Annotated in this window: 23 protein-coding genes and 3 pseudogenes; 2 read left to right on the top strand and 24 right to left on the bottom strand. The window is 53.8% G+C overall.

Features of this window, described 5'->3' with window-relative positions:
* Nucleotides 1-43 precede the first annotated feature (43 nt).
* Nucleotides 44-265, top strand: a pseudogene (locus AC5JQH_RS18730) (integrase core domain-containing protein); the annotation flags it as partial.
* Between the two features lie 132 nt (nucleotides 266-397).
* On the opposite strand, the gene AC5JQH_RS18725 reads toward AC5JQH_RS18730, so the two are convergent.
* From AC5JQH_RS18725 to AC5JQH_RS18685, 9 genes are all read right to left on the bottom strand, one after another.
* Entirely contained in the window at nucleotides 398-751 is a 354-nt protein-coding gene (locus AC5JQH_RS18725) for a hypothetical protein (RefSeq protein WP_168450408.1), read from the bottom strand.
* A 210-nt stretch (nucleotides 752-961) separates the two neighbouring features.
* A complete protein-coding gene (locus tag AC5JQH_RS18720) occupies nucleotides 962-1411 on the bottom strand; it encodes a limonene-1,2-epoxide hydrolase family protein (RefSeq protein ID WP_168450407.1) in 450 nt (149 codons plus the stop codon).
* Between the two features lie 148 nt (nucleotides 1412-1559).
* A complete protein-coding gene (locus AC5JQH_RS18715) occupies nucleotides 1560-2954 on the bottom strand; it encodes an OmpP1/FadL family transporter (RefSeq protein ID WP_493805847.1) in 1395 nt (464 codons plus the stop codon).
* 178 nt (nucleotides 2955-3132) lie between these two features.
* Nucleotides 3133-4233: an NAD(P)-dependent alcohol dehydrogenase gene (locus AC5JQH_RS18710; protein WP_342632592.1), complete on the bottom strand. Its 1101-nt coding sequence runs from the start codon at nucleotides 4231-4233 to the stop codon at nucleotides 3133-3135.
* 123 nt (nucleotides 4234-4356) lie between these two features.
* Nucleotides 4357-5409, bottom strand: coding sequence for a 2Fe-2S iron-sulfur cluster-binding protein (locus AC5JQH_RS18705; protein ID WP_342632593.1), 1053 nt, complete (start codon nucleotides 5407-5409; stop codon nucleotides 4357-4359).
* 298 nt (nucleotides 5410-5707) lie between these two features.
* Nucleotides 5708-6799, bottom strand: coding sequence for a xylene monooxygenase subunit XylM (xylM, locus tag AC5JQH_RS18700; protein ID WP_493805846.1), 1092 nt, complete (start codon nucleotides 6797-6799; stop codon nucleotides 5708-5710).
* A gap of 87 nt (nucleotides 6800-6886) precedes the next feature.
* The gene (locus AC5JQH_RS18695; protein WP_493805845.1) at nucleotides 6887-7096 is read right to left on the bottom strand and encodes an aldehyde dehydrogenase family protein; all 210 of its coding nucleotides are present in this window, start codon (nucleotides 7094-7096) and stop codon (nucleotides 6887-6889) included.
* Between the two features lie 170 nt (nucleotides 7097-7266).
* Nucleotides 7267-8568 carry an IS1380-like element ISMaq3 family transposase gene (locus AC5JQH_RS18690; protein ID WP_011784498.1) on the bottom strand — a complete coding sequence of 434 codons (1302 nt, stop codon included), beginning with the start codon at nucleotides 8566-8568 and terminating at the stop codon, nucleotides 7267-7269.
* Between the two features lie 80 nt (nucleotides 8569-8648).
* Nucleotides 8649-9917: an aldehyde dehydrogenase family protein gene (locus tag AC5JQH_RS18685; protein ID WP_493805844.1), complete on the bottom strand. Its 1269-nt coding sequence runs from the start codon at nucleotides 9915-9917 to the stop codon at nucleotides 8649-8651.
* Between the two features lie 665 nt (nucleotides 9918-10582).
* On the opposite strand from AC5JQH_RS18685, the gene AC5JQH_RS18680 reads away from it, so the two are divergent.
* Nucleotides 10583-11404, top strand: coding sequence for an IclR family transcriptional regulator (locus tag AC5JQH_RS18680; protein ID WP_168450401.1), 822 nt, complete (start codon nucleotides 10583-10585; stop codon nucleotides 11402-11404).
* A 58-nt stretch (nucleotides 11405-11462) separates the two neighbouring features.
* Here AC5JQH_RS18680 and AC5JQH_RS18675 read toward each other — a convergent pair whose 3' ends face one another.
* The 15 genes and pseudogenes from AC5JQH_RS18675 to AC5JQH_RS18605 form a co-directional block, all read right to left on the bottom strand.
* Nucleotides 11463-12428, bottom strand: a complete 966-nt coding sequence (locus AC5JQH_RS18675; RefSeq protein ID WP_493805843.1) for an AraC family transcriptional regulator — start codon at nucleotides 12426-12428, stop codon at nucleotides 11463-11465.
* Nucleotides 12429-12543: 115 nt separating this feature from the next.
* Nucleotides 12544-13264: pseudogene (locus tag AC5JQH_RS18670) on the bottom strand (transposase); the annotation flags it as partial.
* Nucleotides 13265-14119: 855 nt separating this feature from the next.
* Nucleotides 14120-14800, bottom strand: coding sequence for an acetyltransferase (locus AC5JQH_RS18665; RefSeq protein WP_342632597.1), 681 nt, complete (start codon nucleotides 14798-14800; stop codon nucleotides 14120-14122).
* Nucleotides 14757-15143 (bottom strand): type II toxin-antitoxin system TacA family antitoxin, encoded by a 387-nt coding sequence (locus AC5JQH_RS18660; RefSeq protein ID WP_210425228.1) that lies wholly within the window; start codon nucleotides 15141-15143, stop codon nucleotides 14757-14759. Before AC5JQH_RS18660 ends, AC5JQH_RS18665 begins: the two co-directional genes overlap by 44 nt.
* A 701-nt stretch (nucleotides 15144-15844) precedes the next feature.
* Entirely contained in the window at nucleotides 15845-16294 is a 450-nt protein-coding gene (locus tag AC5JQH_RS18655; protein WP_374815936.1) for a MipA/OmpV family protein, read from the bottom strand.
* Between the two features lie 113 nt (nucleotides 16295-16407).
* Nucleotides 16408-16494 (bottom strand): annotated as a pseudogene (locus AC5JQH_RS18650) (MipA/OmpV family protein); the annotation flags it as partial.
* Nucleotides 16495-16633: 139 nt separating this feature from the next.
* Nucleotides 16634-17725 carry an aldo/keto reductase gene (locus tag AC5JQH_RS18645; protein WP_168450398.1) on the bottom strand — a complete coding sequence of 364 codons (1092 nt, stop codon included), beginning with the start codon at nucleotides 17723-17725 and terminating at the stop codon, nucleotides 16634-16636.
* Nucleotides 17726-17809: 84 nt separating this feature from the next.
* Nucleotides 17810-18616, bottom strand: a complete 807-nt coding sequence (locus tag AC5JQH_RS18640; RefSeq protein ID WP_342632598.1) for a dienelactone hydrolase family protein — start codon at nucleotides 18614-18616, stop codon at nucleotides 17810-17812.
* 144 nt (nucleotides 18617-18760) lie between these two features.
* A complete protein-coding gene (locus AC5JQH_RS18635; RefSeq protein ID WP_041336046.1) occupies nucleotides 18761-19327 on the bottom strand; it encodes a TetR/AcrR family transcriptional regulator in 567 nt (188 codons plus the stop codon).
* 43 nt (nucleotides 19328-19370) lie between these two features.
* Nucleotides 19371-20039: a cupin domain-containing protein gene (locus AC5JQH_RS18630; protein ID WP_008170339.1), complete on the bottom strand. Its 669-nt coding sequence runs from the start codon at nucleotides 20037-20039 to the stop codon at nucleotides 19371-19373.
* A gap of 63 nt (nucleotides 20040-20102) precedes the next feature.
* Nucleotides 20103-20723 carry a glutathione S-transferase family protein gene (locus tag AC5JQH_RS18625; RefSeq protein WP_041654905.1) on the bottom strand — a complete coding sequence of 207 codons (621 nt, stop codon included), beginning with the start codon at nucleotides 20721-20723 and terminating at the stop codon, nucleotides 20103-20105.
* A gap of 236 nt (nucleotides 20724-20959) precedes the next feature.
* Nucleotides 20960-21430: a GbsR/MarR family transcriptional regulator gene (locus AC5JQH_RS18620; RefSeq protein WP_053115209.1), complete on the bottom strand. Its 471-nt coding sequence runs from the start codon at nucleotides 21428-21430 to the stop codon at nucleotides 20960-20962.
* A complete protein-coding gene (locus AC5JQH_RS18615) occupies nucleotides 21414-22850 on the bottom strand; it encodes an efflux transporter outer membrane subunit (RefSeq protein ID WP_342632599.1) in 1437 nt (478 codons plus the stop codon). Before AC5JQH_RS18615 ends, AC5JQH_RS18620 begins: the two co-directional genes overlap by 17 nt.
* Nucleotides 22840-26007, bottom strand: coding sequence for an efflux RND transporter permease subunit (locus tag AC5JQH_RS18610; protein ID WP_342632600.1), 3168 nt, complete (start codon nucleotides 26005-26007; stop codon nucleotides 22840-22842). The genes AC5JQH_RS18615 and AC5JQH_RS18610 overlap by 11 nt, the downstream gene beginning before the upstream one ends.
* Complete coding sequence (locus AC5JQH_RS18605) at nucleotides 26004-26651, bottom strand: efflux RND transporter periplasmic adaptor subunit (RefSeq protein ID WP_493805842.1); 648 nt, start codon at nucleotides 26649-26651, stop codon at nucleotides 26004-26006. The genes AC5JQH_RS18610 and AC5JQH_RS18605 overlap by 4 nt, the downstream gene beginning before the upstream one ends.
* Nucleotides 26652-26657: the final 6 nt, after the last annotated feature.

Raw genomic sequence — 26657 nt, 5'->3', positions numbered from 1 at the left:
CCTTGTCACCCAAGCCAGCACCACTTAAGGTAAACGGCTTGAGATCAAGCTGGCGTTTATCCAGCCGGGCAAGCCGCAGCAGAACGCCTATATCGAACGCTACAACCGAACGGTCCGTTACGATTGGCTGGCACAATATCTGTTCGACAGCACCGAAGAAGTCCAGGATTATGCCACTCGCTGGCTCTGGCACTACAATCACGAACGACCCAATATGGGACTCGGAGGAATTACTCCTCAACAGAAGTTGGCCATGCTGGCCTGAGGTCTACTTTTGAACTCCGTTAAAAATGGGGGAATTACCTTTTCGAAATACCCCGAAAACGACAGGTTGCTCACGTCGACGGCCCGGAGGCTCAGTAATGGTGCAAGTCGCCAGGAAGGGACGCGCCCCACCTCAGTAAGCGGCAAAAAATAGCACGACGACGCCGGCCAGCGCCAAGCCGCCGTGACTCAGGATCACCCACCAGGGTTTGGCCTGGCGGAACACCACGCCAAAAAACAACGCCCCACCCAGAAACGCCGCGCCCAGCAGGCCGAGCGCCCAGTATGCGGTCTGCGGAATCGTGGCGTCGGGTCCGGCGGTATACAAGGCATATCCCAGCATTATGAGACCGACAAAGCCCAGCACGCCATGCCCCACGCCGAACCATGAGGGATAACGCACCTTCATTGCCGACAGCAGCGCGAACAGCAGCCCGCCCGCAGCAGCAGCAGCCAGCACCCAGAATGCCCACTGTATAAGTTCCATCGATTCATCCTCAATTTGTAATGTTTTTAGAATGACGGTCAGAACTGACCGCCCCCAAACACCCCGCCCTATCGCACAATACAGCGTAGAAACGAGGGGTGACCGACTCCGTAACTAAATCGCGTTTCACGCCATTTTGGGACACGAAGCGCGGCTAAGGTCCATCAGCGCACAACCATAGCCGTCCTCCTATAAACGAGCAAAAATACCTCAGCCCTTGAATGGTGCTGTGTCGAAATAGTCACGCCAAGCGGTAATCTTTCTGTCTTTGACTTGGAAAATACTCATCAGACGCAGGCCGGCCAAGACTTTGCCACTTGCGTCGCAAAGATCATCGATTCGCTCAGTCATCACTGATTCGCCGCATCGGATCGCTGACACTATCTTCATCTTGAAATCGTTAGAGTCGATCCCATCGACAAAACCGTTCATAACCATTATCGACCCCTCTGGGCTCTTCGCAAGGGTCAGTCCGACGCTTCCGTAGACGCAGAGTCCTCTGTCGAATTCTCTGAGCGCGTTGCAAACGGTTCCGAGGCTTTGAGAACCTGGCTTATCACTCCGATGGTCTGAGTTATGGTGAAATTTTTGCTCTCCGCGTGGAGCGTAGTTTTGGGAATGGTGCCGGGATGATTGCGGTTCTTCAACCGCACACGACAACAGTGTCTTCTAGTTTTGATCTCTCAGCAGGTCGTTCATCTGGTGCTTTAACGGAATCTTGGAAGTGCGCCAACCAATACTTCCAGAAGCTTCGGACGAACCTGCATAAACATTCCCGCTTACTTACGCACGAAGTAGTAAATTCTAATTAGAATGAATGGGTATAGCCAAAAACAAAATTATCTTGCGCTATGGACGACCTGACAGCTGATGAGGTGTTAAAATCCGATTGGTTGGTCATGCTCTGCTCAAAGGCTCGAGAGTATGCGGCATCGAACCTGCCTGAATTTGAAACTTGGTAGCTAATGCCTAAGGTTGCATGCCTCTTCAGAACTGCTGGAATCAGGGCCAACAACCCCTCACCATTGAATAGCTGCGTAGCCTGACGGTATCCTGCCCGCAACGTTAAATTTTGGGTCGCGGCATACGACGCTCCAATCGCCACTATCGTTTGATCCTTGGCATTCTGAGGAAGCTTCAGATCAACATCTCCGGCGTCACTGGCAAACCCCACCTTAATATCCTTCAGGGCGTCCTTCCAGAAAACCCGAGACAGATCTAAAGCGACCAGGAATTTGTCAGTGAATTGATGACTCACCCCTACATCCAATTTGGCAGGACTATTAAAATCCAAAACTCGTACTTGTCCTTCAATAGGTATATTTCCCACGATACCGTCAACCGCAGTGACCGTTCCGTTCCCTTTCAAATCGTTCATTTTACTCTTGAACATGTAGGAAATGCCCAAATTTGTTTTGGGCGTCACCTTGTACGCCATACCTAATCTACCCGAGTACCCCCAACCATCAACACCACTTGAGACTTCTTTGTTTTTGCTGACGCTTATGTGTACTCCGCGTGGATCAGGTAAAGTCCCGACCAATCCCAGTAGCGACCCGGACGCGCGGCCATCCCCAATGAGACTACCCAACTGTTTACTTCCAAACAAATAATCAAGATTCAAACCTGTCCACTTTGCATCCAGGGTTGCACCGACGGAGAGATCGTCATTAACCTTAAAACTCGCAGCAAGCGGTATGTCGAGAATAAACAGACGACTTGCATTCTCGAGCCCCGTATCAGCACCGGCAGCATAGCCCGTCTCACCAATATCGCCGCGCGACAAAAAGCTAGATTCACCATATTCAACACCCACTCCAGCTTGAGCAAACATGCCCGCACCAAAGGTCCAATTTGAAACTTTACTGGTGAAAGCAATCTGAGGGGCTACATATGGCCCTCGATTATGTGAGCGCGTACTCGATGATACCTTTTCACCTGTGCCAAGATTCGTCGCGCTAATATCCGTAGTAATCAGGTCGAACCCTAGCAACACTTCACCTGTCGTATCGGACAAACCCATCGTCGCCGGGTTAACCATCATTGACGCAGGCCCGACATAATGAGATGCGGCCGTTCCTCCCATACCCCTGGAAATCGCTCCAAATCCCTCTAGTAACAATCCCTCCGTCGCTACCGCGTAGCATGAGATCACATACAGAACCAGACCGATAATGCATTTATTGAATATTTTAAATCGCATATCCTTTCACCACCTTTTTATTTTTGTTTAATGAACCATGATTTCAGCTTATCAACCGATCATGCCTCCTTTTAGCATAAACGGCATAAAACTGGATTTATAAGCCTTTCGACTTATTAGGAGGTTGTACGCTATCCGTAAGAACAGCGCACCGAGGCTTGAAGGAACTCTTATCCCTTTAAACGATACAAATTACCGGCTTAAGTGTTATTCCTTTTTCCGAATCTTCCGCAGCTCGATCAATTTCATCAAATGAGTAAAATTTAATTAATTTATCAAACGGAAACTTTCCTTGGCGATACAACTCCACCAATCTTGGAATAAAGATATCCGAAACAGCTTGACCCTCAATAATTCCTCGGAGCTTACGGTTAAATAGTAAAAAATTAACATCAACAGGGACTGTGGTCCCCATTGGTGGTGCACCAACAATACCGATCTCACCACCTACGGCGGAGCTCAAGATCGCTTGCGACAGCACGGAAGGCAAACCGCTGGTTTCCAGCACATACGGAGCCCCATCAGCGCACAGTTTCTTGATCTCCTCAACTGGATCAGTATTTGTTGCATCAATCACGTGGGTCGCCCCAAGCTCATGAGCTAATTTCAGGCGATTTTCCTTGACATCGACGGAGATAATCTTCGTACATCCGGCCACGACGGAAGCCATCACTGCAGAAAGACCTACGGCCCCAGCACCAAAGATCACGATAGCGGAGCCCGCAGGAGGATTGAGTGCATTAAGAACAGACCCTGCGCCCGTCTGAATGCCGCACCCGAGCGGCCCAAGGAGTTCAAGTGGGACGTCTTTAGTGACCTTCACAGTGTTGCGTTCGTAAGACAAAGCATAGGTCGCAAAGGAAGACTGCCCAAAAAAACTCGCCCCAACTTCCTCTCCATTGTGTTCGTGAATGGTGCACTCACCGGTAACTGAGCGCCCCATAAAATTGGGGACGAAAGAGTTGGCACAACTTGTGGGATCACCGGAAAGGCATGCTTCACAACCACCACAAGTATAAAAAGTCAGAACAACATGATCGCCCGGTTGTACTTTTTTGACAGAAGATCCAACCTTCTCAACCACGCCAGCCCCCTCATGCCCAAACACCATCGGGAGAGGAACCGGGTAATGCTGATCACGACAAATCAGATCGGTATGACACATTCCCGTCGCAACCACTCGAACCAGAATTTGATCCTCAGCAGGCTCATTAAGGACTAAATCTTCGAGTTCAAATGGACCACTTTTTTGACGAACAACTGCTGCTTTTATTTTCATTTTGGTCTCCGTTTTTGAATCATCACACAGTTTAAAAACCACTCATCATCTCTCGCCAAGCTCAACACACTCTTTTCCGGATGTGCTTAACCAAAAAGGTAATTCCCCCTTACACTCCTGGCACTATTGCGCGGTCGCAGCGGTTCGATTGTAAAAACGATCTGCATATATCGATCCATGCGCCACACCAAGTCGAAGAAGCTCGGTCTCAGCCGCGTCAACCATCGGCGGTGGCCCGCAGAGGTATGCTTCACACGACCGCCCCTGCAGATATTCTTGAAAATATTCAGTCACCATGCCTCGTTTCCCTTTCCAGGAGGATGTCGCCGGTTCTTCGGACAACACTGGAATAAGCTCTAAGTGTCCACCCCAATCCCGTTGAAGCGCTTGAATTTGTTCAAGGCAATATAAATCACGCTGCTGCCGCACCCCAAAAAATAAGAAAACATCACGCTCGCGTTGGGTTCCGGTCATGCTCTCCAAAATGCATTTAATGGGTGCGAGCCCCGTTCCACCAGCCACGCAGACCATCACGTCGTCGCTTTCATGGAACCCAAACTGTCCGTACGGGCCTCGCAACGTAACGGTGGTCCCAGTTCGATCACCACCAAATAGCCAACCACTGAAAACGCCTCCTGGCACTAGGCGGACATGAAAGTTCAGGCTGCCGTCAGCTTGGGCGGGGGTCGAAAATGAATAACTTCTTACAACAGACAGTTCTGTGTATTCAATATCAGCATACTGACCAGGATTAAAAGCTATTGGTTTTTCTGGCATGAGAGTCAATCCGATTACATCGTGTGCCAGAGTTTTCTGTTCACTGATCAAGGCTATCGTCTCTTCCGGAACAATGGCCCTTCCGAGTTCTGAATCCAGTTCAATTTCCAGGTCTTCTTTAGGTATAGACTGGCAACCCAACCGATACCCAGACTGATATAAATCACCACTTAGTCCCATAGCAGATGATGCCAGTTCGCTTATCTTCCCCGAGACCAGTTTATATTTACACGAACCACAGCTTCCGACTTTGCAATCATGTGGAAACGCCAGGCCATGATGCAGTGCACTTTCCAAAATCGTCTGACCTCGTGGAACTTTAAATTCCACTCCTTGCCCTCTCACAGAAACAGTTAGCTCTCGAGAAGGCGCAAATAGGCCAATGATTTTCTCAAACATATTCAAGCGTCCATCATTAAAATTTCGTGGTCATTACTTGTGAAAATACCAGAACGATATCTTTGTTCCAGGCGTTTATGGCAACAGGGAGATGATGCGTCCGCCGGCACACAAATTCTTTTGACAAAAAAGGCCGTAGAGCCATTTTGCTCCATAGGCTTCTACGGCCAACATCAAAAAAATTCTATACGTTGACTGCTATTAACCTCGTGGCCATTCTTCCCAATCAAGTGCTAGCAATCCCAATGCTTTCAGTCGAGATTGCTAGACATGAACCGCCATCAGTTTAATAAAATTATTAAGCTGCCTCTGGTATCCACTGTGGCCATCCGGCATTTTTATTAGCCTCCATGGCCAACTTTCGCTCACCGGGCGTGGCATATTGCAGATCCCAATCCTTCAATTTCGGCTTTGCAACGAGATTCTCCCAAAGAGGCGGAACAAGTCCAAGCAGAAAGCACAAGAATAGTGAGGGCATCTGGGGAGCCTCCTTTTCCGGGTGCAGGTAGTAGAACCGTGTATAGCCGTCAATGTGATGGTTAATATGGTTCGTGATCTCGCATCCCAGCGGGCGGACGATCATTCCCATGTGGTTCCAAGCGTGGTGCAGGAGGATAGGGTGGCCGATTTCGCGCACTAACCCATAGTGTTGAAAATAATTGAAGCCCTCAACGATCGCTTTCGCAATCAGCATTGAAATAATTGTAACCAGTCCCGACTCTGCCCCTCCAAAATAAGTTACCACGCCAGGCAGAGCGATCAGGAGCATGACATACTGGTACATTTTGTTTGACAAATGCCACGGCGACTTTCCTTTTCGACGCAAGGTCTCAGCTTCAATTTTTGCTGCATCCATGACGGAACCAACCGTTGCACTGACCACGAAACTGTACATTGTCTGGCCACGGAATGGGGTATCGCTATCCAGCGGCGTGTCGAGCTCTAGGTGATGCGTGTTGACATGAGCAATATCTCGGTTTGGATCACCATAAAAGGTTGCCAATAATTGCGCCATTCTCCGCGGCAACCAGTGCCGCCGGTGCATCAATTCGTGCGAAACTGGAAGTGTAGGTACCCCACTAAGCCAAGCCAAAGAAAGAATGCTTCCCAGAAATTGCACGGGTTCACCAAGGTCAATCCTTCCTTCCCTGACGCCGAAAATAAGAAACCCATACATAGCAATCATTAATGGTAATTGCAGGTACTGAGTAAGGTCTGCAAAAAAAGGACTTACCTTTCTCTCTTCATAATCCCTAGGTAACAAAACATCCAGTATCATCAGCGAGGGAAAGGTTGCAGCCCCGAGCCAAACCCAATCTCCTCCATAATAAAAGCCCAATGCCCCGCAAGCGCTGACAAGTGGAATCAGGTAGTAACGAATGGTATCCATATTTTCCTCCTTTTATTTATTGTAATAACGGATTATCAAATATATTAATCATCAAAGGTTTTGTTTAACCTGACCTATCCAACCAGGTCAGAAGGGGTAAATGGAGGGCTTTTCAACCATGCTGATCCATTGAGACTGAGTAAATTCATCAATACTCGCAAGTCCGCCAAACCTTCCACTGCTACCCGAGGCTCCCATTCCTCCAAAAGGAACATGTGGCTCACAGTTGATCGGCTGGTCATTGATATGAACCATCCCTGTTTTTAAGTTCCTCGCAATCTCCAGACCCGTCGCCAAGGACTTAGCCCGGATTTCTCATAGTGCTCCAACAACCTTCGCAGACCAAGCCTGGTAGTGCCAGATCCGAGTGGTCATGGTCGAAGTTGGCGATTATTTAGCCAGTTTCCGGCATTCAGGCACAACTCCCCCTTTCCCCCATTGGTATCGGGCCGGGGGAGCCCGATTATCTACTGGGGCACCAAGCGCTGAACCAGTGCTGAGAGATCGTTCTTGTGTGGATAGCTATCACTCATCAACACCCGTATTCGGCGGGTGTTGCGGATGATGACTGCGCCAACCTTGATCAGCTTCAAGCGCAAGGTGCCGGCACTCATACGTTCGAAGGGCGTGTTTTTCAGATGCACCCGCAAACGCTCGAACAGGGTGTAGGCGAAGCCGGATAAGATCAGCCGCCACTGGTTGGTCCACCAGTGTGTGCTGGAGGTGCGACCGGCAAACAGATCCAGTTGTTGATCCTTGATCCGGTTCTCCATATCACCCCGTGCGCAATACTGTTCGTAGTAGAGCTTGAATCCGTCATCGTAGCGGGAGCTGATAACGAACCGGGGGTTCGGGCCTTGAGGGCCATATTCCAGGCGCGCAACCACCCAGCGTGGCTTATGCCAGCTTCGGGCTTTGTAGCGGAAGCGGAAGGTGCTGGCGAGCTTATGGCCATGAGCCTCGTAGTAGGTCCGGACTTTGTCCATGGCTGGGGCGGCAAGCGCCTCCAGCCGCTGGTTGCGGGCCATGCCTACGATGTAATCCACCTGGTTGCGATCGCACCAGGCCAGCAGTCGGGGCTTGCTGAAGTGGGAGTCGCCCCGGAACACGATCCGGGTCTGTGGCCAATACTCGCGAATAAATCGCACCAGCAGCGCCAGAATGGCCCAGCTGTGCCGGGCATCACCTCGATTGCTGGTGCGCAGATAGCTCACCAGCAAGTGCCTACCGCAGAAGACGTAAAGCGGGAAGTAGCAGTGATGGTCGTAATACCGGTTAAAGAACTTACCCGGCTGGTCGCCGTGCACCGGAATATCGGTGCCGTCAAAATCCAGCACGATTTCCTTGGGCGGCTTCTCATGCTGCTCGATAAAGTGGTGCCAGAGCAACTCATGCGCTTTGACAATGGTTTGCCGATCCATCGCCTGCTCCATTCGACAAAGCGTGGACTTGCCGGCCAGAGTCGAGGCATTCCCCGTGGCGGTTTGTAGTGCCTGATCAAAGCGAAGCGCTTCATGATCATTCAGATCTTCGTAGCCACCGGCCACACCGTAGACCCGTTGCCGGACCAGGGACTTGAGCTCATGACGAATCATCCGGGGATCCCGCTGGTCGGTCAGCGTCTCGGCCAGCCGTTGGGTTAACCGGTGTTGTTTGTCGACTTCGCGCAGTAACAGCAAGCCGGCATCGGAGGTGATATGGCCTCCGGAGAAGTCGGTTTCAATCTGGCGGCGGGAAAGTGGCGAGAAGGTCAGTTTTTGAGGTACCATTTTGGATAGCGGTTGTTGGTGTTGATTGATGGTGTAAGGTCCTGAAATTTTAACACTTTCAGCCGCTTTCTTTTATCCCCTCATGAGAAATTCGGGTTAGTGTGAATAGACGCAGCCAAGCCATATTCCGAACTGTTTGCCAATTCGATGGCTTCCTCTACGCTGTCGACAACTGTGATTGGTGCCACTGGGCCGAAAGTTTCCAACTTGAAAACATCCATTTTCGGCGTTACGTCCATGAGCACGGTAGCTTGGTAGTAGCGATCCTGATAGGCACCTCCCGCCAAGATCTTTGCGCCGGCCTTTTGCGCAGATTCTACGAGAGCATGGACGTGTGCCACTTGTTTATCGTTGATAAGAGGACCGAGGTGTACTTGATCCGTTTTCGGATCTCCAACCACCAGATTCCGAGCACGTAGCGCAAGTTTCTCTGCGTATTCCTGCGCAATGTCACGATGCACCAGATGACGCCCAGCGGCCATGCACACTTGGCCCTGATGTAAAAATGTGCCCCATGCAGCGCAACTGGCGGCTCCATCAAGATCTGCATCAGGCAAAACGATGTGGACATTGTTTCCGCCGAGCTCAAGCGCAACCTTTTTCAACATTCCCCCGCATTTCTCTCCAATCAACCGACCCACCTGGGTCGACCCGGTAAAAGAAATCATGTCAATTTCTGGACTCGCCACCATTGACTCCCCCGCTTCTGCCCCCCCCGGAAGGACGTGGAGAACGCCATCTGGCAAACCCGCCTCGGAAAATATCTCAGCAATGAGCGCGCCTCCAGTGATGGCAGTCTGAGGGTCGGGTTTTAAGACTACGGCATTACCCAGCACCAACGCTGGCGCTACCGAACGCATAGACAGGAACAGCGGGAAGTTCCACGGTGCAATCACACCGACCACGCCAACTGGAACTCGCTGACAAAGGTTCAGCCGCCCTGCAACGGCCGATGGAAACGACGTACCATCAGGCAAGAACGCCAAACTCGCAGCCTGATGCATCTGCTGATAGGTAATCCCGGCCTCCCACAAGCCTTTCTGTCGAATCGCGCCGCATTCCCGAACGTTCCAATCGGCGAACTCATTTTCGCGCTCTTTCAGTTTTTCCGCAGCCTTTCGTACAATCTCGGCTCTTTCACTGAAGGGTATTGCAGCCCACCCCTTTTGAGCTCGCCTGGCTGTCTGCGCAGCAGCGGCGACATCCTCACCATTTGCAATGCCCGTAACGCCAAGCAGATCGCCATTGGATGGATCGGTAACATCACAGACACCACCCCGCGCTTCTACCCACCCAGAGCTGAACACTTTTCCAGACCAAATAGAGGCCTCTCTTCTTTCTTGCTGCATCACTCCCCCTCGACATTTAATAGTTATTGATTATTGCGCCCGCATCAAATACATTCCGACCCCGGAGTCAAGCGGAATACGAGAACGCACTACTGCCTAACCTTCTGACCAGATTGCGTCTTGGACTAACTGTTAAAATTGTGCCCTGGTTTCCATGCGCCAGACAGACGTTACTATCCCCCCCGCATTCTTCGTCTGTGCTCGAACAACTCAGGATCAACAACCATGCCCCAACGGTCACGACAAAGGTGTTTTTCGTCGTAGTCTTTGATAACGCTGCCTACTTTTGCCATTCGATTGCCTTGCGTGGATTCCTTTATTCTTCTTGATAATGATATAAGTCCCCTGGGGTGACTATCCGGACAGCGCATTCTTTGTCCTGGTACTGCAAATGTTATATTTTGGAATGCATCACACTATTAACAACACCGAAAGCAACAGCCTGAATTATTCCCAGAGTCCCGGATAAGCATTCAGTGAAATGAGCGATATATGGCGGCAAGTGACCAAGGCAGGTTGATATTCAGTGACAATTCCGAGCAGCTGATGGCACGGCTGGACGAGGTTGAGTCCAACCTCGCTGTCTGAACAACTTACTTGCCACCCGATCCGGATCGGTTACGAGTACAATCCCCCATCCAAGCAGCACTACAGGGACCCCGCCTATGACTGCAGAAATAGAAAAAAATGCCAACCCCCCACGTCAAGGGATCGGTTCTCTTGAGATCGGCTTGCGAATTCTGGATACCATTGCAGAGTCACCCAGGCCCGTGACCCTCAAAAACCTGTCCGACCGGCTGTCGCTTTCGCCCAGCCGACTGCACAAGTACTTGGTCAGCCTGCTGCGCATGGGCCATATCGCTCATGACACCGGCAACGGCTACACGCTGGGCAGATCCTGCCTGACACTCGGAGTAGCAGCCATTCGCCGCATCGATCCGATTCGACTGGTTTTCAGTGCGGCTGAAGAGCTGAATAAGGCCAGCAACAGGACCGTATCGGTGACAATCTGGAACGGCCATGCGCCGCTGGTAATCAAATGGCTGGACTCCACCTCTCCCGTCGCTGTCAATATACGGTTGGGGCTGGAACTGTCTCCCTTCTTCTCAGTGTCAGGCCGAATTTTCCTTGCCAGCCTACCCCATGAGCGCCGTGAAGAGATACTGGAGCAGTTTTTCCAGCATCCACCGGCCCTGCCTCGTCATGGCGGCCGTGCCCTTGAGCGCGAACAGTTTCGACAACACCTGCTTCAGGTTAGGAACGACAACCTGTGTTGTTTCTACGGCGACTACTTACCGGACCTGAACGTGGCGGGCAGCGCCATTTACGATATCAACGGCCACATCTCATCGGCCGTCAGCCTGATAGGGATGGCCTGCGACACCGACATCACCTCGGGTTCACCGCTACGGCAACAGCTGATAACCTGCGTACAGAAGGTCACGGATGAGATCTGCGGTCAGCCACAACTGAAACGGCACGCCTAAATCAGGCGTGCCGCTCATATTAACCGAGTGAGCTACCACTTGGTGGCATTCAGTGGCTTCAGCGCCTGCGCTGCAGCGTTTCCGACGGCAGCTCACCAAACATCTTGCGATAGTCGGATGAAAAACGCCCAAGGTGGGTAAAGCCGTAGTCCAAAGCAACTTCCGTCACATTGCGAATAGCCTTGCCACCGGCCAAATCTTCACGCAGGCTTTTCAGCTTGGCTTGCTTGATGAACAGCTTCGGCGTCACACTAAAATACTTGGCAAACAAGTTGTAGACGGTGCGGGTACTCACATTCCCCACCTGCGCCAGTTCTTCAACGCTCAGGTCAGCGCGGATATTGGTCTCGATGTAAGCCAAGAGGTGGCAAAAACTGGGATCATTGGCGTGTAGGTCATGCTCGGAGGCAATATTGCTGCTGAACTGATGCAGCAGCTTGCGGATCAGAATTTCGCGATAGGGCCGCTGCACATGCTCCAGACCCAACTCGCTGCCATTGGCCTCTGCTAACAGCACATCCAGCAACCTCAGGAAACATGCCGATTCACTCAAGTCTATAACATCAGATGAAAACTTAACCCCTTCACGAGGCAATGAGCCTGCCTGATCAAGGCATATTTCGTTGATCAGCGCTGGAGGCACTGTAACAATAACTTTTTCGCAATCAGCAGAATACGTTAGCGATACTCGATCATAGGGATTAACCATAAGTGCTTGACCAGGCAACAGCCGAATGTTCTTGTCCGGGAAGCGCCAAAGGCATTCACCTCGGGCCACAAACTGAAAATGGTAGATCTCTCGAGGTTCGGGACAACGAACATTCACCTTATCACCGTAGCTGATGGATGCCAGCCCGAGGCCAGCGAAATCACGGTAATTGAGGCGAGAGGCTTGCGTGCGACTGCAAACCCGATCCGCAAATTCCAGTATGTGGTGCCCGACATGACGACTGAAGTAATCGGATACTTCTAGCGGGTGTGCCTGAGCAAAAACCACGGCATTACTGAGCACGTTTGATAACATGGCTTGCACCGTATGTTGTAATTATTGTCAACGCTTTAATTATGGGTAAATTTGGGAGGGGTTGCAACGCCCCTTTTTTTGATTACACATCAATCCGCACTATCTGGAGTTATTATCAAATCTGGCAAATGGCCATAAGGCGGCGTCTCTGCCAGATTGATTGATCATCCACGCGTTCTCCATCCCGAAACTGGACGTTGTTCACCACCAGCTTCAGTTGGTTGAACCCCTTGATCCGCTTCCAGCGTTTCTGAACGGAATGGAGCAATTTGAACACCATCGATAACGTGGTGTCGGGTTGCCACAGGACCAGGTTCGCTTTGTACTCAGCCTTACCTTGGCGAAGGTGGACTCAATCAGATTGGTGGTCCGCAAATGAATCCAGTGCGCTGCCGGGATGTCGTAAAAGGCGAGCAGTTCATCCCGATCCTTTTCAAGGTTTTCCATGGCCTTCGGGTACTTGTCCCGGAATCGCTTCAAGGTGCTGTCAAAGGCTTTGTGAGCGCCCTCACGGGTCTTCGCCAGATAGAGAAACCAGAGCCCTGTCGCCTACGGCCAGCTTGGAGGCATAATCCAGGCCCCGCTCCCGCAAGCCGGTGAGCAGCTCTCGCCAGCTGGCTTCAGACCCCCGATGGCCATCTTCAACCGCGACCAGTTCCTTGTGGCCATACTCGGTAACTCCTATGATCACCAACAGGCAGAGCCTGTCATCTAGACAACCATTGCTGTAGACACCATCCGTCCACCAGTAGATGAGCGCTTCTTCTCAGCTCACGGCGACGCCAATCTTGGCGCTCTTGCAGCCACCTCGTCTTGAGACGTGACACCGTGTTAGCGAATCAGCCTCCGGATAAGCCAGCTCAATAACGGCCTTCACCCTGGGATCACCCGGAAACTGTGCCGGGGCAATCGGGTATTGTAGGAACATCAGGCTCCGGTCTCAAAATAATCAATCTCGGGCAGCTGACCGAACCTGTCCTAGGCATTTCCGCCATCAACAAACCGGCTTTGGCTAGATTCCAGGGAAAATTGGCTTGAGTCCTGCCCGGGTGAGTATATTCAAGCGTAGAGTCACTGATTCAGGAACAGGCCACAAGCCTCTATAGCTGAGAAGAAAGCTACTTCTGCTTCCTCCGTACCATGGGAGGAGCTACGTTTCAGAAGGTCATTGATCGACATACGCATCTTCCCATCTGGATCCAGTTACCATTGATCACTCTAGGCTATTGCAAATAAAAATCCTATTCTATTAATCTATAATATTTTAACTCATTGTTTTTACGAGATAAATTAAGGATAGTCTGAATTCATTGTGCTACTAAATGGAAATCTGATTATTAGCCCAGGCAGTTCAACTTAAATTTTTCAATGGTGCCCGCGTAGCCTTTTGATGGAGCACCGAGGCCCAATCGAACAACTTCCGACTCGCTACGACCAATTTCAATACGATGGCGGCCTTTACTGGGGCACGAAAGGTTCTGGCTCTGGCACTGCTATTGCCTGCTGGTAAGCGGGCCATGTCGTCTGTGACACAGGAGATCACGTGGCCAAGTGGAGGGAAAACTGGTACACAACCTGGTTTCGAAACTTGATCCAGGCGCTGAGCATGTCATTCCCCCCGATAGCGTAAAAACAGCTCAGGAAGCTGAAACTGATCTGTAAACAAGAATCAGAGCTGACGCGCGCCGCCTTCAACTCTCATAGATCGCATCTTCCAAAATGCCGACGCCACCGACTACATCGATCATCTTTCGAGGCGAGAGATCACCAAACAGTGAATCAGGTGTATCAAACCAACGTTCAGCTTTCGTTCTTGAGCCAAACTTTTCCTCGGCCCCCAGAAGCAGATCCGCTTCAATCATCTGTCGGATTTTTCTCATCGGCAAATAGAGAGTTTCTTGACCATGGAAAGAGCGCCCAATTTCCTGGAAATCGTATTTCCGGAAAAAGTCTTCACTTTTCTGGGTTAACGGGTCAACAACTAAGGCAACACCTAGTTGAGTGTGGGTAAAGAGCTCCCAAGACTGAAGCAGTGCCTCTACTAGCAGTTCTTCACCAACGCGCATTGGAGTGCCCTGATATTCATTATGAACACCGAACCAGGCTAACTTAAAAGCGGGTAATGGGTAGTGGGGATAGTTCCCCTGGATGTCTGTATGAGCCACCGTACAACTGGTTAGAGTGTAAAACCCAACTATTGGCGTTGGATGAAAATCCACCATTTCATCATCGAGTGCCACCCAGGTTCTATTGATGGATTGCTGGGCTTGCTGACTCGCCCGCTTTTTCAGGAACTCATTGACGTCAGCAAGCCCGCAATCAAACGTTTTACGGTCGTGAAGTTTCTTGTTCAGTTCTTCTATAAAAAGCACTTTCCTGTTTCCGTTTATGTCGGCGGCGCATGGCTGCTGACAACGCTTCATTTGCTGTCTCTGGTGACTCGCATGTCGCCTTAAAGGCAGCAAAGGCCTCGCTGTTCAACCGCACAACTTCTGCTTCCTCGATTGCTCGACTGGCTTTTTCGCGAATTGCTTGCACTACAAAATCGCTCAAAGTTTTCGAGCCCACTAAAGCAGAAGCCCGCGCCGCAAGGTTCTTGATGTCTGGATCCAATCGTAGGTCCAGCCTTGCGACTTTATGCTGCATTTTTTCATCTGCTGGAAATTTCTCTTTAAAAGAGTTTTCCTCAGCATCTCCCGTTATTGTGTTGGACAATATTTCTCTCTTTCTTCAGCGCCTTTGAAAGACACACCCAAATTGTACGGACATTTACCGTACAGAGCAAGAAGCCATTTATGGTTTGAAGGATAGGCCCCACTCCTGGCCCTATGTCACAAAAACAGGGTAAGGTTGTCATGCTGGGATTTCTTCACCGGAATTGACTGCATGCGAATAATCCGGGGATAACTTCCCAAGATGGACCAGCCCCAGAGGCTATGCCCGAGTCAGTACAACTGACCAGAATCCAGAACTTCAGGTTGAGGGTCTTGGGTATTGAGCGTTAACAGAAACGGCTTCGCCACTGGGTTACTCCAGAACTTGTTTTGCCCATTTGAGCTTTCCGCTGAACGTCGCCAGTAATTTCGCTTGCCCCTTGGGCGTCAGTTCACTGAAAGCTCTCACAAACGCTTGCTTTTCACGAGCCGCATGGCTCGCTCCCGCGTGCTCAAGCGCAACTCATAATTTTGCGGCGAGCGTTTTTTCATCAATGGACCGCCCCGTACAACTTGGCCGGGTCCTGAATCTTGTTTTGAGCCTTGGTGAAGATCTGCCCAAGCATTCCGGTCTGCCTGCCCAATTCACGCAATAGCTCAACATACAACACTTCGAGCTCAGCCCCCTTCTTACGGGTGAGCGACTGCCAGCTATACTACTCCGGGACCGCCACATCGCGACTGTAGGGCGTCTTGCTGTACTCATCCGCCATTTTCAGGAACATCAGGTAGGTAAGTGGCTCCAGATAGTCCCCCTAGCCCACGCCATCGTCTCGGAGAGTTGTACAGAAGCCCCCTAATGCTGCCGGTCAGACCAAAACGAAAGTAGCCATCAGGGCTGTAGGTACTCAGGCCAGACCGGACACTTTCGCTCGGGGAAATGCCAAACATGTCTTCGGTCCAGTCTTCACTGCTGTATGTCAGGCTTGGTCCGAAGGAAGCGGACCATTTCTCACTGAGTTGATCGCGCCATTGCGCCTTGAACGCCAATTGATAACCATTTACGTCGCCGGTAAAGGGTGTCTGTGCGGTGGCGCTGTAGGACCAGGCATTATCAGCGCAGGCAATGCGTAGACCGGCAATGGCGCCGCCATCAACCTTTTCCAGTAATTGAAGATCATTATCATTGTCACGCCCTGCTGTATAGCCAATGAAGGGTGAGACCCGCCAATTACTTTGGCGAATAGCATTCCAGCCCAGCCCATCGCGAACGTTAAATTAAAATAGAAACGATCGCCATAGCTCAGCCTCAGTATCGGCAAGGCCCGGGTTTCGTAGTCATCACTGCCCAGGTAATCAGGAGCATAGAGCGCACCGGCCCCGAGACTGGTTTCCCATTCTTCGCCTGCCACGCTTGGCGCTGCAACAGCCAGCAAATACAATGCAGCGATCAGTGAGCATGCGCTTCTGCGTTTTACAATATATTCATGCTCTCCTCCCCCGGTAGCCGCACCAGAGCGGCGCGGCTACCCGTGATATCAATTGGCGACATCATTCTCCCGGCTTTACCGGATCCCGGTACCCCGCCATCATCTTCATCATCCAGCCAGGGTACTCCTCGGGCAGGCGGCTGACTTCATCCAGGGCTACCAGTTCATCGTCGGACAAGCGGATTTGGGCCGCGCGGATATTGTCCCTGAGCTGCTCGGGCCGCTTGGCGCCAACGATGATGCTGGTCACAGGCTTCTGGTGTAGCAGCCATGACAGGGCAATCTGTGCCACATTGACCGGTTCGCCGTCGATCTGTTTGCCATCGGCAATCTCCCGCATAACCTTGATGACTTCGCTGCCCCGCTCGCGGTTGACGGGCGGAAAGTCAAACTTGGCGCGCCGGTTTTCTTCGGAAACGTCCGGCCCCTCGTATTTACCGGACAGGTAACCCCCGGCCAGTGGGCTCCACACCATCAGACCGACGTTCTCAGATTCCAGCATCGGAATAATATCCCGCTCCAGATCGCGACCTACGAGGGTGTAGTAGGCTTGCATGGATATGATCGGGCACAGGTTGCGGGCCCGGGTGATGCCGATGGCTTTCATCACTTGCCAGGCGGCCCAGTTGGACAGGCCCACGTAACGCACATGGCCTTGCTGCACCAGGGTGTTCAGTGCCTCCAGAGTTTCCTCGATCGGCGTGGCCGGGTCAAAACCGTGGATCTGGTACAGGTCAATATAATCCGTTTGCAGGCGCGCCAGGCTCGCCTTGCATTCGCTCATTATATGGCCGCGGGAAGCACCACGGGCATTGGGGCCAGCCCCCATAGGGCCAAGCACCTTGGTCGCCAGCACCACATCTTCGCGGCGAACGCCGAGATTCTTCAGGGACTGGCCGACGATGCGCTCACTGGCGCCGAAACCATAGATGTTGGCGGTATCGATAAAGTTGATCCCCGCCTCCAGGGCGATCTTCACGAGTTCGTCGGCCTGTTCCTGCTGCAACTGGCCGATCAGGCCCCAGATGTCCTCATCGCCGCCGAAGGTCATGGTGCCCAGGCACAGTTCGGATACGAACAGCCCCGAGTTGCCCAGCGACTTATAGTCTGGACGATTGTCTCCATCGAACAGTGGTAAACTCTCAGTTGCCATGTTGCACCTCATCATGCTTTTCGGTTGGTGTTCCAGAATTCACTGTAAATACTGCCGGTTTCGGTTTGTTTGCACTCGCTTGTGTTACTGGGTGAAGATGGCCTTGTAGAAACGCATGGTGCCATCCCAGGAACGGCTGGCAGCCTCTTCGTCATAACCAACCGGCATACCAAACTTTTCGGCGATCTTGTCGGCGCCCGGGTTGGTGAATGAGTGCAGCACGCCGGGGAAGCTCACCAGTGTAAGGTCGACTTCGGCATCCTGCATCTCCTTGACCAGGCCCGCGACCTGATCCGAGGGGACCAGCTTGTCGGCACCGCCGGTGTACACCTGGATCCTGGCTTTCACGGACCCGGGTTCAGCCGTGAGGGGGCTGCCGAGCGCGCCGTGGAAGCTGACAACGCCGTCCAGATCGACGCCCATGCGCGCCATGTTGAGAACCACGGCGCCGCCAAAACAGTAACCCTGTGCCGCAATTTGGGACGCATCAACACTTTCGTGGTTCTTCAGGATGTCCATCGCCTTCATGAAGCGCGCCTTGACCTGACTCATGTCCCGGGTGGCTTCCTGCATGAACTTCTGGGCGGTATCGGGATGGTCGGCTTGTTTGCCAGAGCCATACATATCCAGCGCAAACGCCGTATAGCCGGCTGAAGCAAGCCGTTCTGCCTGATTCCGGGCAAATTCATTGTGCCCCCACCATTCATGGACCACCAGAACGCCCGGACGCTTTTGCCCGAATTCATCATCCCAGGCCATGTAGCCGGTGAAGGTCTCGTCGCCGACTTGATACTCGATGGTTCTGGTTTGCGTTTCTGCCAGTACCTGCGTACTTGCAACAGTGAGTGACAGCGTGGCTGCTGCCAGTGCTGTTTTCAGGGTGCTCATCATCTGTTTGCTCCTTTTCGCTCGTTATGAGTCAATTTGCGTAGCGATTATGTACGGGTAGACATCGACCAAAGCTCACAGGAAATGTCGCCGGGTGAGCGAACACGAATTTAATCGCTCGCTCAAAGCGCGATTCCTGTCCCGTCGTTACTGGCAGCGGGCGCGCAGCAGTCGCGTTGCGGCATCAAACACGGCGAGGTCTTCTTCGGTGCGCGCGGCAAGGTGGGCCCCTTCCAGCATCGCCAGGGTCGCCTGCGCTTCATCGGCGGGACCCAGGATGGCCGAGACGGATCCATCCCTTTGTCCCAGTTCAAACGTTGCCGTAATCCACTGCAGAACCATTGCGCGAACGGCGCCGACTCTGGCAATGACGGTGTCGGAGAGGCTTTCGCGGCAGGTCGAAAAGGCAACGCACAGACACACGGTCTGGCCATCATGCAACGCCCCGCGGTACAGGGCAATGAGTGCCTTGAGGCGCGCGCAGGCGCTGGCATGGGCGGCGTCTATCTCGGTCAGACCCTGCTGCAGACTGGTCTGATAGCGCTCGATCAAGGCTTCGGAGAGCTTCGCCTTGGTGGGGAAATGATAATGGATCGAGGCCTTTCGAATGCCGATGGCCTCGGCGAGATCCGCGTAGCTGAACCCGTCAAAGCCCCGTGACCGGACGGTGTGCTCGGCAAGATCCATCAGGGCTGTTCTGGTATCACGGTTCATGGTTATTCACCTGTCTGCCTTTTCAATCCCGCTATTGCCGGGCTTATACCCTCGGCGCCCCGGCAAATCGCAGGTGCCCCGTTTTCATCCAGATCTTGGCGCCGTCATCCCCGGCCGTCACGGACAACCTGTGTCCTTCAGGGAGGCGCAGCCAGTCATGCCTGGCCAGCACCTCGCCATCCCTGATAGCCGAACCTTCGACCACCAGCAGTTCGATTCCGCCGGGCGCCTCAGAGGTCAGTGTCGCCCCCGCATCGAGCTGGCTGTAGGTCACGATCTCACGATCGTCCTCATGCAGCTTTGCGGTGGCAACGCCGCCCACTGGGGCGCCCAGCTCGGCCTCCATATTCTTGCTGAACTGGGTGCGGTCGGCCAGGTCGAACTGCCACAGTTTCACAAATATCGTGCAGCCCGTTTCAGAGCCCGGAATATGTGACGTGGTTGGGGGGTTGCGCACGTAGGTGCCAGCAGGGAAGTCACCGTGCTCGTCCTGGAACACGCCATCGAGTACGATGAATTCTTCTCCACCGGTATGGGTATGCGCCGAGAAATGACTGCCCGGCGCATAACGCACGATGGTCGTGGCGCGGGCAACTTCGTCCCCGATCCGGTCCAGCATGCGCCGCTCCACCCCTTTCATGGGCGAGGGCTGCCATTCAATCTGGTCGGAATGCATAACCACCGGTTTGGAGAAATCTGCATTGATCTCCATGTTATTCCTCCCTTTTGTGCCCTTCATGTTTTCAGCGCTTACATTAAATCCGAAGGTTTCGGATTACCCGGCAATTGAAGGACGGGCTGCGACTTTTGCGCGCCAGGCCTGGAGATTGGTCAGGGACTCGGGAATGTCCACCTTCGCGAAATCCGCAAACCCCAGGCCGGCAAAGGCGGTGATGTCTGCGACCGAGAAGCTGTCGCCTGCGAGAAACTCGTTGTCCGCCAGAACGCTGTCAAGATAGGCCATGGTTGCGCTGGCAATTTCTTTCTGTTTATTACCCCATTCAGCACACTGCCAGGTTTCCAGATCCGGACCAAGCCCGGGGGTCGCGTGATGGAAATAGGCACCCACGGCATTCATCAGACCGTTTTCTGCCCGCAGATTCATCATTGCGATACGGGCACGCTCCGCTGGGGTTGTACCCATAAGGGACGGACCATCAAAGACGCCGTCGATATATTCGGTGATGGCATTGCACTGGGCGATGCAGGTGCCGTCGTCAAGTTCCAGCATGGGCACGGTGGCATCCGGGTTTTTCGTCTTGAACGCCTCGGAACGGTGCTCGCCGCCCATGACATCGACCGGGACGAATTCCACCTGGTTTGTTGCGCCTTTTTCTGCCAGAGCGATGCGAACGCGGAGCGGGTTCGGGAAGCCTTCGATATCGTAGATTTTCATTGATTACCTCTGTTGGTCATTAAGCATACGACACTTAATTTACCTATCAGTAGGTAGGTTTGCAAGAGGCAAATTGACGAGCCTGCTTTGTTTTGAGCCGTTGACAAGACATTCCAAACGGTGAGAACGGTCCAGGCCCTCCTTGCAGTAACACCGACGGGGGTTGCTCTGACATAGCCAGCGTTTCATTCAGGCCCGGATGAAGCTCGAGCCTACTCCTTTGGTTTTATTTGGTTTTATTTTGTTTTATGACCTCGGACTTGAGATTTCAGTTGCTTCAGAAGGTCTTTGGAGCTCTCATAATACAGAGTGTAGAACTGATCGAGATCAGTCAGCTTGGCAAGCGTTTGTTCATTGGTAATGGTTGCCTTGGCTTCGGCAATCACCTCCTTTCTGGCCTCGAGCCGTTTTATCTGCCCTTCCACCAAGGCAGCATAAGGATGGGGACGAATTGCGAAAAAATCCTGGCGCTCACCCGGCATTGTTCGACGTTCAACAATACCGAGCCTTTCAAGAAAACACGTATTCGTACTGACGCTCGCCTTACTGACGCGCAACGTATCCACAAGCTGCGATGAGCTGACGGGACCATCCGACACGATAAGTGTCGCCCAAAGTTGCCCAGCGATGCGGGAAAAGCCTTCAGATTGAGCCTGAAGACCGAGGCGCTCAATAAAACGCCTGTCTGAATCAGTCAGTGTTTGCATAATCAGAAGATTGTAGCGAACTCTGCCAACCCCCGCCCAGAGCTCGATACAAATTAACCGTTGACTGCAATTGATCACGCCGCGTTTCCACGAGATCAAGTTCGGTTGTAAACAGGCTTCGTTCAGCGTCCAGCACCTCCAGGTAACTGGACGCGCCCCCCTCAAATCGCAATCGCGCAAGTTTAGTTGTGCTTCGCAGTGCTGCTACCTGCCGGGCCTGCGCTTCCAAGCGATCTTCGGTACCACGCACCCCGGCCATAGCGTCGAGCACCTCCCGAAACGCCACTTGAATGGCCTGACGATACGCAATCAGGGCCTGGCGTTGACGCGCCTCCGCCTGATTGACCAGTGCCTCGGATCGCCCGAAGTCCAGCAACGGGCCGACTAACGAGCCGCCCAACTGCCAAGTGGATGCGGAGCCCTGGAACAAGTCGCCACCGGAGGCACTTCGCAGGCCCAGCAGCCCCTCAAACGAAATCCTGGGCAGGAACGCCGCCCGGGCAACACCGATTTCGGCATTGGTCGCTATCAATTCCTGTTCAGCTGCAGCAATATCAGGTCGCCGGACCATGAGGTCCGCGGGCCGTCCGGCAGGGATTCTGGCCGGAACATTCATCTCATCAATGGTATCTGCTACGGAAATATCACTCCGTACAATCTGTTGTGGATCTCGCCCCAGAAGCACTGCCAAGGCGTTTCTCTGAAGGGTGTGCTGCTGGCGAAGCCTCGGAAGTTCGGATTCAGCGGCTGCAAGCTCGGCTTCAGCCTGCCGCAGGATCAATTCGTTAACTTCGCCTCCTTCGGACCGGGCCCGTTGCAGGGCGACCGATTCGCGGCGGGATGACACGGTGCGTTCCGCGATGTCGATCTGACGATCAAGCGCACGCAAATTGAAGTAACCATTGGCCACCTCACCAATCACGGCTAGTCGGACGGCCTCGCGATTCGCTGCACTGGCCAGAAGCCGTGCCCGGGCTGCTTCGCTGGCATTCGCAAGTCGCCCCCAAAGATCCAGCTCGTACGATAGCACCCCACCGACCTGGATATCGTTAAAGGGTTGACCACCACCAGCACTGTTGACAACCTCCTCACTCGGCCCCTGGCGCACCGCAGAGCCCTCTACCTCCAGAAGCGGATATTGTTCCGCCTGCTGGCCGGTAAGGAGCGCCCGCGCCTCGGCGACCCGGGCAGCAGCAAGTTGCAGGTCGCTGTTGGCACCAAGCGCCTCTTCAACAAGGGTGACAAGCGCCGGATCGCCAAAGCCACGCCACCAATCCAGGGGGAGTTTCTCGTTCGCCGAAAGTCGTGCGGAAGACCAGTTTTCTGGCACTGATGGCTCGGGTTTCTCAACAGTCGGCGCGAGTGAGCAGCCACCAAGTGACAACGCAATCACAGTGGCCAGCAATACCTTAACGATCATCAGCCACACCTCCGCCTGCACCTCCGGGAGCGGCCGCAGCCGAGTCATCCTGGTCTCTGGAGCCACTCAGAAAATCCGTGATACGGCGGACCACCACATAGAACAGTGGAATAAAGAACGTCGCCAATATCGTTGCCGAAATCATGCCGCCGAGAACCGCCGTTCCTATCGCAATACGCGTGGTTGCACCGGCTCCACTGGCGAAAGCAAGCGGCAACACACCCATGCCGAAAGCAACCGATGTCATCAGAATCGGCCTCAAGCGCACTCGCGCCGCTTCCTTGGTTGCCTCTATCAGCTTCATTCCCTGATCCTCGAGCGCTCGAGCAAACTCCACCAGAAGTATAGCGTTGCGCGCAGTCACACCGACGGTGGTCAGTATGCCAACCTGAAAGAAGACGTCGTTAGGGAGGCCGCGGACCATCGCTGCAAGTACTGCCCCGAGTACGCCCAATGGCACCGCCAGCATCACGGAAATGGGTATGGTCCAACTTTCGTAGAGCGCGGCGAGCGCCAGAAACACCACCAGTGCCGACAGCGCGTAAAGCAGGGATGCCTGGGCACCGGCCTGGCGCTCCTGATAGGACAGGCCGCTCCAGGCTCCGGCCACACCGTCCGGGAGTTGAGCGATCAAACGTTCGACCTCCGCCATGGCCTCACCGGTACTGTACCCCGGTGCCGGCTCACCCTGAATCTGGCGGGACGGAACACCGTTGAAACGCTCAAGGCGCGGTGAGCCATACTCCCAGCGTCCGTTCGTCACTTCGCTCAACGGGGTCATCTCTCCGTTACCGGCTCGCAGATACCACGCCTCAAAATCCTCAGGCAGCATCCGGAAAGGGGCATCACCCTGAACATAGACTCGCTTGACCCGCCCCTCATGGAGAAAATCGTTAACGTATTGCGAGCCCCAGGTCACCGACAGAAGTCGACTGATCTCGGACAACTCTATGCCAAGGGCCTGTGCCTTTTCGTGATCAATGTCCACTTTGTAGCGGGGATTGTCCGCCAAACCGTTGGGACGCACACTCGTCAGCACGGGGCTTTCGGCCGCCAACTGCAACAATTGACCTTGCGCTGCCATGAGTGCTTCATGCCCGATGGCACCCCGATCCTGTAAACGCAATTCAAAGCCCAGGGCCTGCCCCAATTCCGGTATCGGTGGGAGGTTGAAAGCAAAAGCCCGTCCATCGCGCACCAGCCCGGCAAGCGCCCGGTTCGCTCTCTGAATGATGGCGCCAGCGCTTTGCGTCTCGGGATCGCGCTCACTCCATGGCTTGAGATTAACGAACGCCAGTCCCGCGTTCTGAGCCCGGCCAGCGAAGCTGAAACCAGCGATTGTGAACAGGCCCTGCACCTCATCCTGCTCCATAAAGTAATCTTCGATAACCTCAATGGTATCGATTGTGCGCTGCTGGGTCGCACCGGCGGGCAACTGATACTGCACCACGGCAAATCCCTGGTCCTCCGCGGGCAGGAACCCGCCGGGCAACCGCACAAAGAGAACGGCCACCAGGACGACGATGCCCAGGAACGCCAATGTGTAGAGCCAGGCGTGGCGCGCCGTATGGCCAACCAGCCGGACATAGCCCCGGGTCAGCCGCCCCAGGCCTGCTTCAAACCAGCCGAACAGCTTTTGCAGCAAGGTTCTTTCGTGCGTGGGCTTGAGTATCCGACCACACAGCATGGGGCTCAGAATCAGAGCCACCAGCACCGAAAGCACCATGGCACCGGCAATACTCAAAGAAAACTGTCGATAGATTGCCCCCGTGGAGCCCGGAAAGAAGGCCATCGGAATAAAAACAGCAGACAGCACCACACCGATGCCAATCAGCGCGCTGGCAATCTGCCCCATGGACTTACGCGTCGCCTCCATCGGGCCCAGGCCGTCCTCATGCATCACCCGCTCGACGTTCTCCACCACCACGATGGCGTCATCCACCAGAAGGCCGATCGCCAATACGAGACCGAAGAGAGTGAGCATGTTGATGGAAAAGCCGAAGGCCGCCATGATCGCAAAGGTGCCGAGCAGCACCACCGGGATTGCGATGGCTGGTATCAGGGTAGCCCGCCAACTCTGGAGAAACACGAGCATGACCAGGACCACCAGGGCGATTGCCTCGATGATGGTTGTGACCACCGCGTCGATGGAGGCCTCCACGAAAGGGGCCGTCTGGTAGGGATACCGAATTTCCACCCCTTCGGGAAAATAGGGCTCGAGCTCCTGGAGCCGCGCTTTAACAGCCTCTGTGACCGCAAGCGAGTTGGCACCCGGCGCCAGATTGATGCCAAGGCCGGCAGCCGGTTCGCCATCGTAGAAAGTGTCAATCTGGACTGCACCGCCGCCCAGCTCAACGCGGGCAACATCACCCAGGCGCACCCGGGACCCGTCGGGCATACTCTTGAGCAGGATGTTGCGGAACTCTTCGGTTGAGGTGAGCAAGGTCTGGGCGGTGACCGTGGCATTGAGCTGCTGGCCCTCGACCGCGGGCAGCCCGCCGAGCTGGCCGGCGGTGACCTGGGCGTTTTGCGCCTCGATGGCGGCGCTCACGTCGGCGACGGTCAGGCCGTAATTGGTCAACGCCGAAGGGTCCAGCCAAATCCGCATCGCATATTCAGAGCCGAAAACCTGCACGCTGCCGATACCTGTTACCCGTCCGATAGGTTCGGCTAACTCGGAGCTGATAAAATCGGCGATATCCAGCTTGCTGAGGCGACCGTCGGTAGAGACGAATGCCATTACCATCAGAAAGCTGGTGCTGGATTTCTCGACGCTGATCCCCTGCTGGCGCACCACTTCCGGGAGTCGCGGTTCCGCCAGTTTGAGCTTGTTCTGCACCTGGACCTGGGCAATGTCCGGATCGGTGCCCGCCGCAAAGGTGAGAGTAACCGTAGCATGGCCTGAGGAATCCGCTGTCGAACCCATATAAAGCAGATTGTCGAGGCCCGTCATCTCTTGTTCAATAACCTGAACCACCGTATTGGACACTGTGTCCGCCGAGGCGCCAGGATAATCTGCCTGAATTTCCACCGCCGGCGGCGCCACTGACGGGTATCGCTGGATCGGCAAAACAAAGATCGCCATGATACCCGCCAGCATGGCGACAATGGCCAGAACCCAGGAAAAAACGGGCCTGGAAATGAAGAAATTGATCATTGTGCGGGGCCCTCGTCTTCGGAGGCGTTCTTCTTCGGATTATTCGTGCCACTGGCTTGCTGGTTTTGGGTGGGATGTAATGGAATATCCGCTGCGACCGGCTTCACCTTGGCTCCAGGCCTAACCTTTTGCAGACCGGACACAATGAGGCGATCCCCCGGTTCCAGCCCCTTTTCCACCAGCCAGAAAGCGCCAATGGCCCGCTCTGCCTCTAACTGGCGCGCTACAACTTCACCACCCGGGTCAACCAGCAACGCTGTGGCCTCTCCTTGCGGGTTACGGGTCACACCCTGCTGCGGGGCCAGAATTGCGTTGTCCCGAACCCCCTCACTCAGACGAACGCGCACATACATACCTGGCAGGAGATCTTCGTCCGGATTGGGAAAAACGGCTCTCACAGTGACGGAATTCGTGCTTTGGTTGACGGTAACATCCGTAACGTCAACGCGACCTCTGTGGGGATAGCGGGTGCCATCTTCGCGCAACAAAACAGTCTCAGCTTTATTTGGGCCGGCCTCAGAAGCAGCGCCCTCTTTCAGAGACGACCGAATTCGAGCCAGTTTTTCGACCGGTAGCTGAATATCGACATACATGGGATCAAGCTGCACCACGCGCGCCAGGATCTGGGGTTGATTGGCGGTCACCAGCGC

Source organism: Marinobacter sp. H13, from assembly GCF_059072335.1.
This window is presented reverse-complemented; position numbering and strand designations above follow the sequence as displayed.

Excerpts from the sequence above, each read along its gene's own strand:
- AC5JQH_RS18640 (WP_342632598.1), bottom strand. The coding sequence starts at position 18,616 with ATGATGAGCACCCTGAAAACAGCACTGGCAGCAGCCACGCTGTCACTC.
- AC5JQH_RS18725 (WP_168450408.1), bottom strand. The coding sequence starts at position 751 with ATGGAACTTATACAGTGGGCATTCTGGGTGCTGGCTGCTGCTGCTGCG.
- AC5JQH_RS18630 (WP_008170339.1), bottom strand. The coding sequence starts at position 20,039 with ATGGAGATCAATGCAGATTTCTCCAAACCGGTGGTTATGCATTCCGAC.
- AC5JQH_RS18635 (WP_041336046.1), bottom strand. The coding sequence starts at position 19,327 with ATGAACCGTGATACCAGAACAGCCCTGATGGATCTTGCCGAGCACACC.
- AC5JQH_RS18615 (WP_342632599.1), bottom strand. The coding sequence starts at position 22,850 with ATGATCGTTAAGGTATTGCTGGCCACTGTGATTGCGTTGTCACTTGGT.
- AC5JQH_RS18680 (WP_168450401.1), top strand. The coding sequence starts at position 10,583 with ATGACTGCAGAAATAGAAAAAAATGCCAACCCCCCACGTCAAGGGATC.
- AC5JQH_RS18620 (WP_053115209.1), bottom strand. The coding sequence starts at position 21,430 with ATGCAAACACTGACTGATTCAGACAGGCGTTTTATTGAGCGCCTCGGT.
- AC5JQH_RS18625 (WP_041654905.1), bottom strand. The coding sequence starts at position 20,723 with ATGAAAATCTACGATATCGAAGGCTTCCCGAACCCGCTCCGCGTTCGC.
- AC5JQH_RS18705 (WP_342632593.1), bottom strand. The coding sequence starts at position 5,409 with ATGTTTGAGAAAATCATTGGCCTATTTGCGCCTTCTCGAGAGCTAACT.
- AC5JQH_RS18710 (WP_342632592.1), bottom strand. The coding sequence starts at position 4,233 with ATGAAAATAAAAGCAGCAGTTGTTCGTCAAAAAAGTGGTCCATTTGAA.
- AC5JQH_RS18610 (WP_342632600.1), bottom strand. The coding sequence starts at position 26,007 with ATGATCAATTTCTTCATTTCCAGGCCCGTTTTTTCCTGGGTTCTGGCC.
- AC5JQH_RS18675 (WP_493805843.1), bottom strand. The coding sequence starts at position 12,428 with ATGTTATCAAACGTGCTCAGTAATGCCGTGGTTTTTGCTCAGGCACAC.
- AC5JQH_RS18645 (WP_168450398.1), bottom strand. The coding sequence starts at position 17,725 with ATGGCAACTGAGAGTTTACCACTGTTCGATGGAGACAATCGTCCAGAC.
- xylM (WP_493805846.1), bottom strand. The coding sequence starts at position 6,799 with ATGGATACCATTCGTTACTACCTGATTCCACTTGTCAGCGCTTGCGGG.
- AC5JQH_RS18685 (WP_493805844.1), bottom strand. The coding sequence starts at position 9,917 with ATGCAGCAAGAAAGAAGAGAGGCCTCTATTTGGTCTGGAAAAGTGTTC.
- AC5JQH_RS18690 (WP_011784498.1), bottom strand. The coding sequence starts at position 8,568 with ATGGTACCTCAAAAACTGACCTTCTCGCCACTTTCCCGCCGCCAGATT.
- AC5JQH_RS18715 (WP_493805847.1), bottom strand. The coding sequence starts at position 2,954 with ATGCGATTTAAAATATTCAATAAATGCATTATCGGTCTGGTTCTGTAT.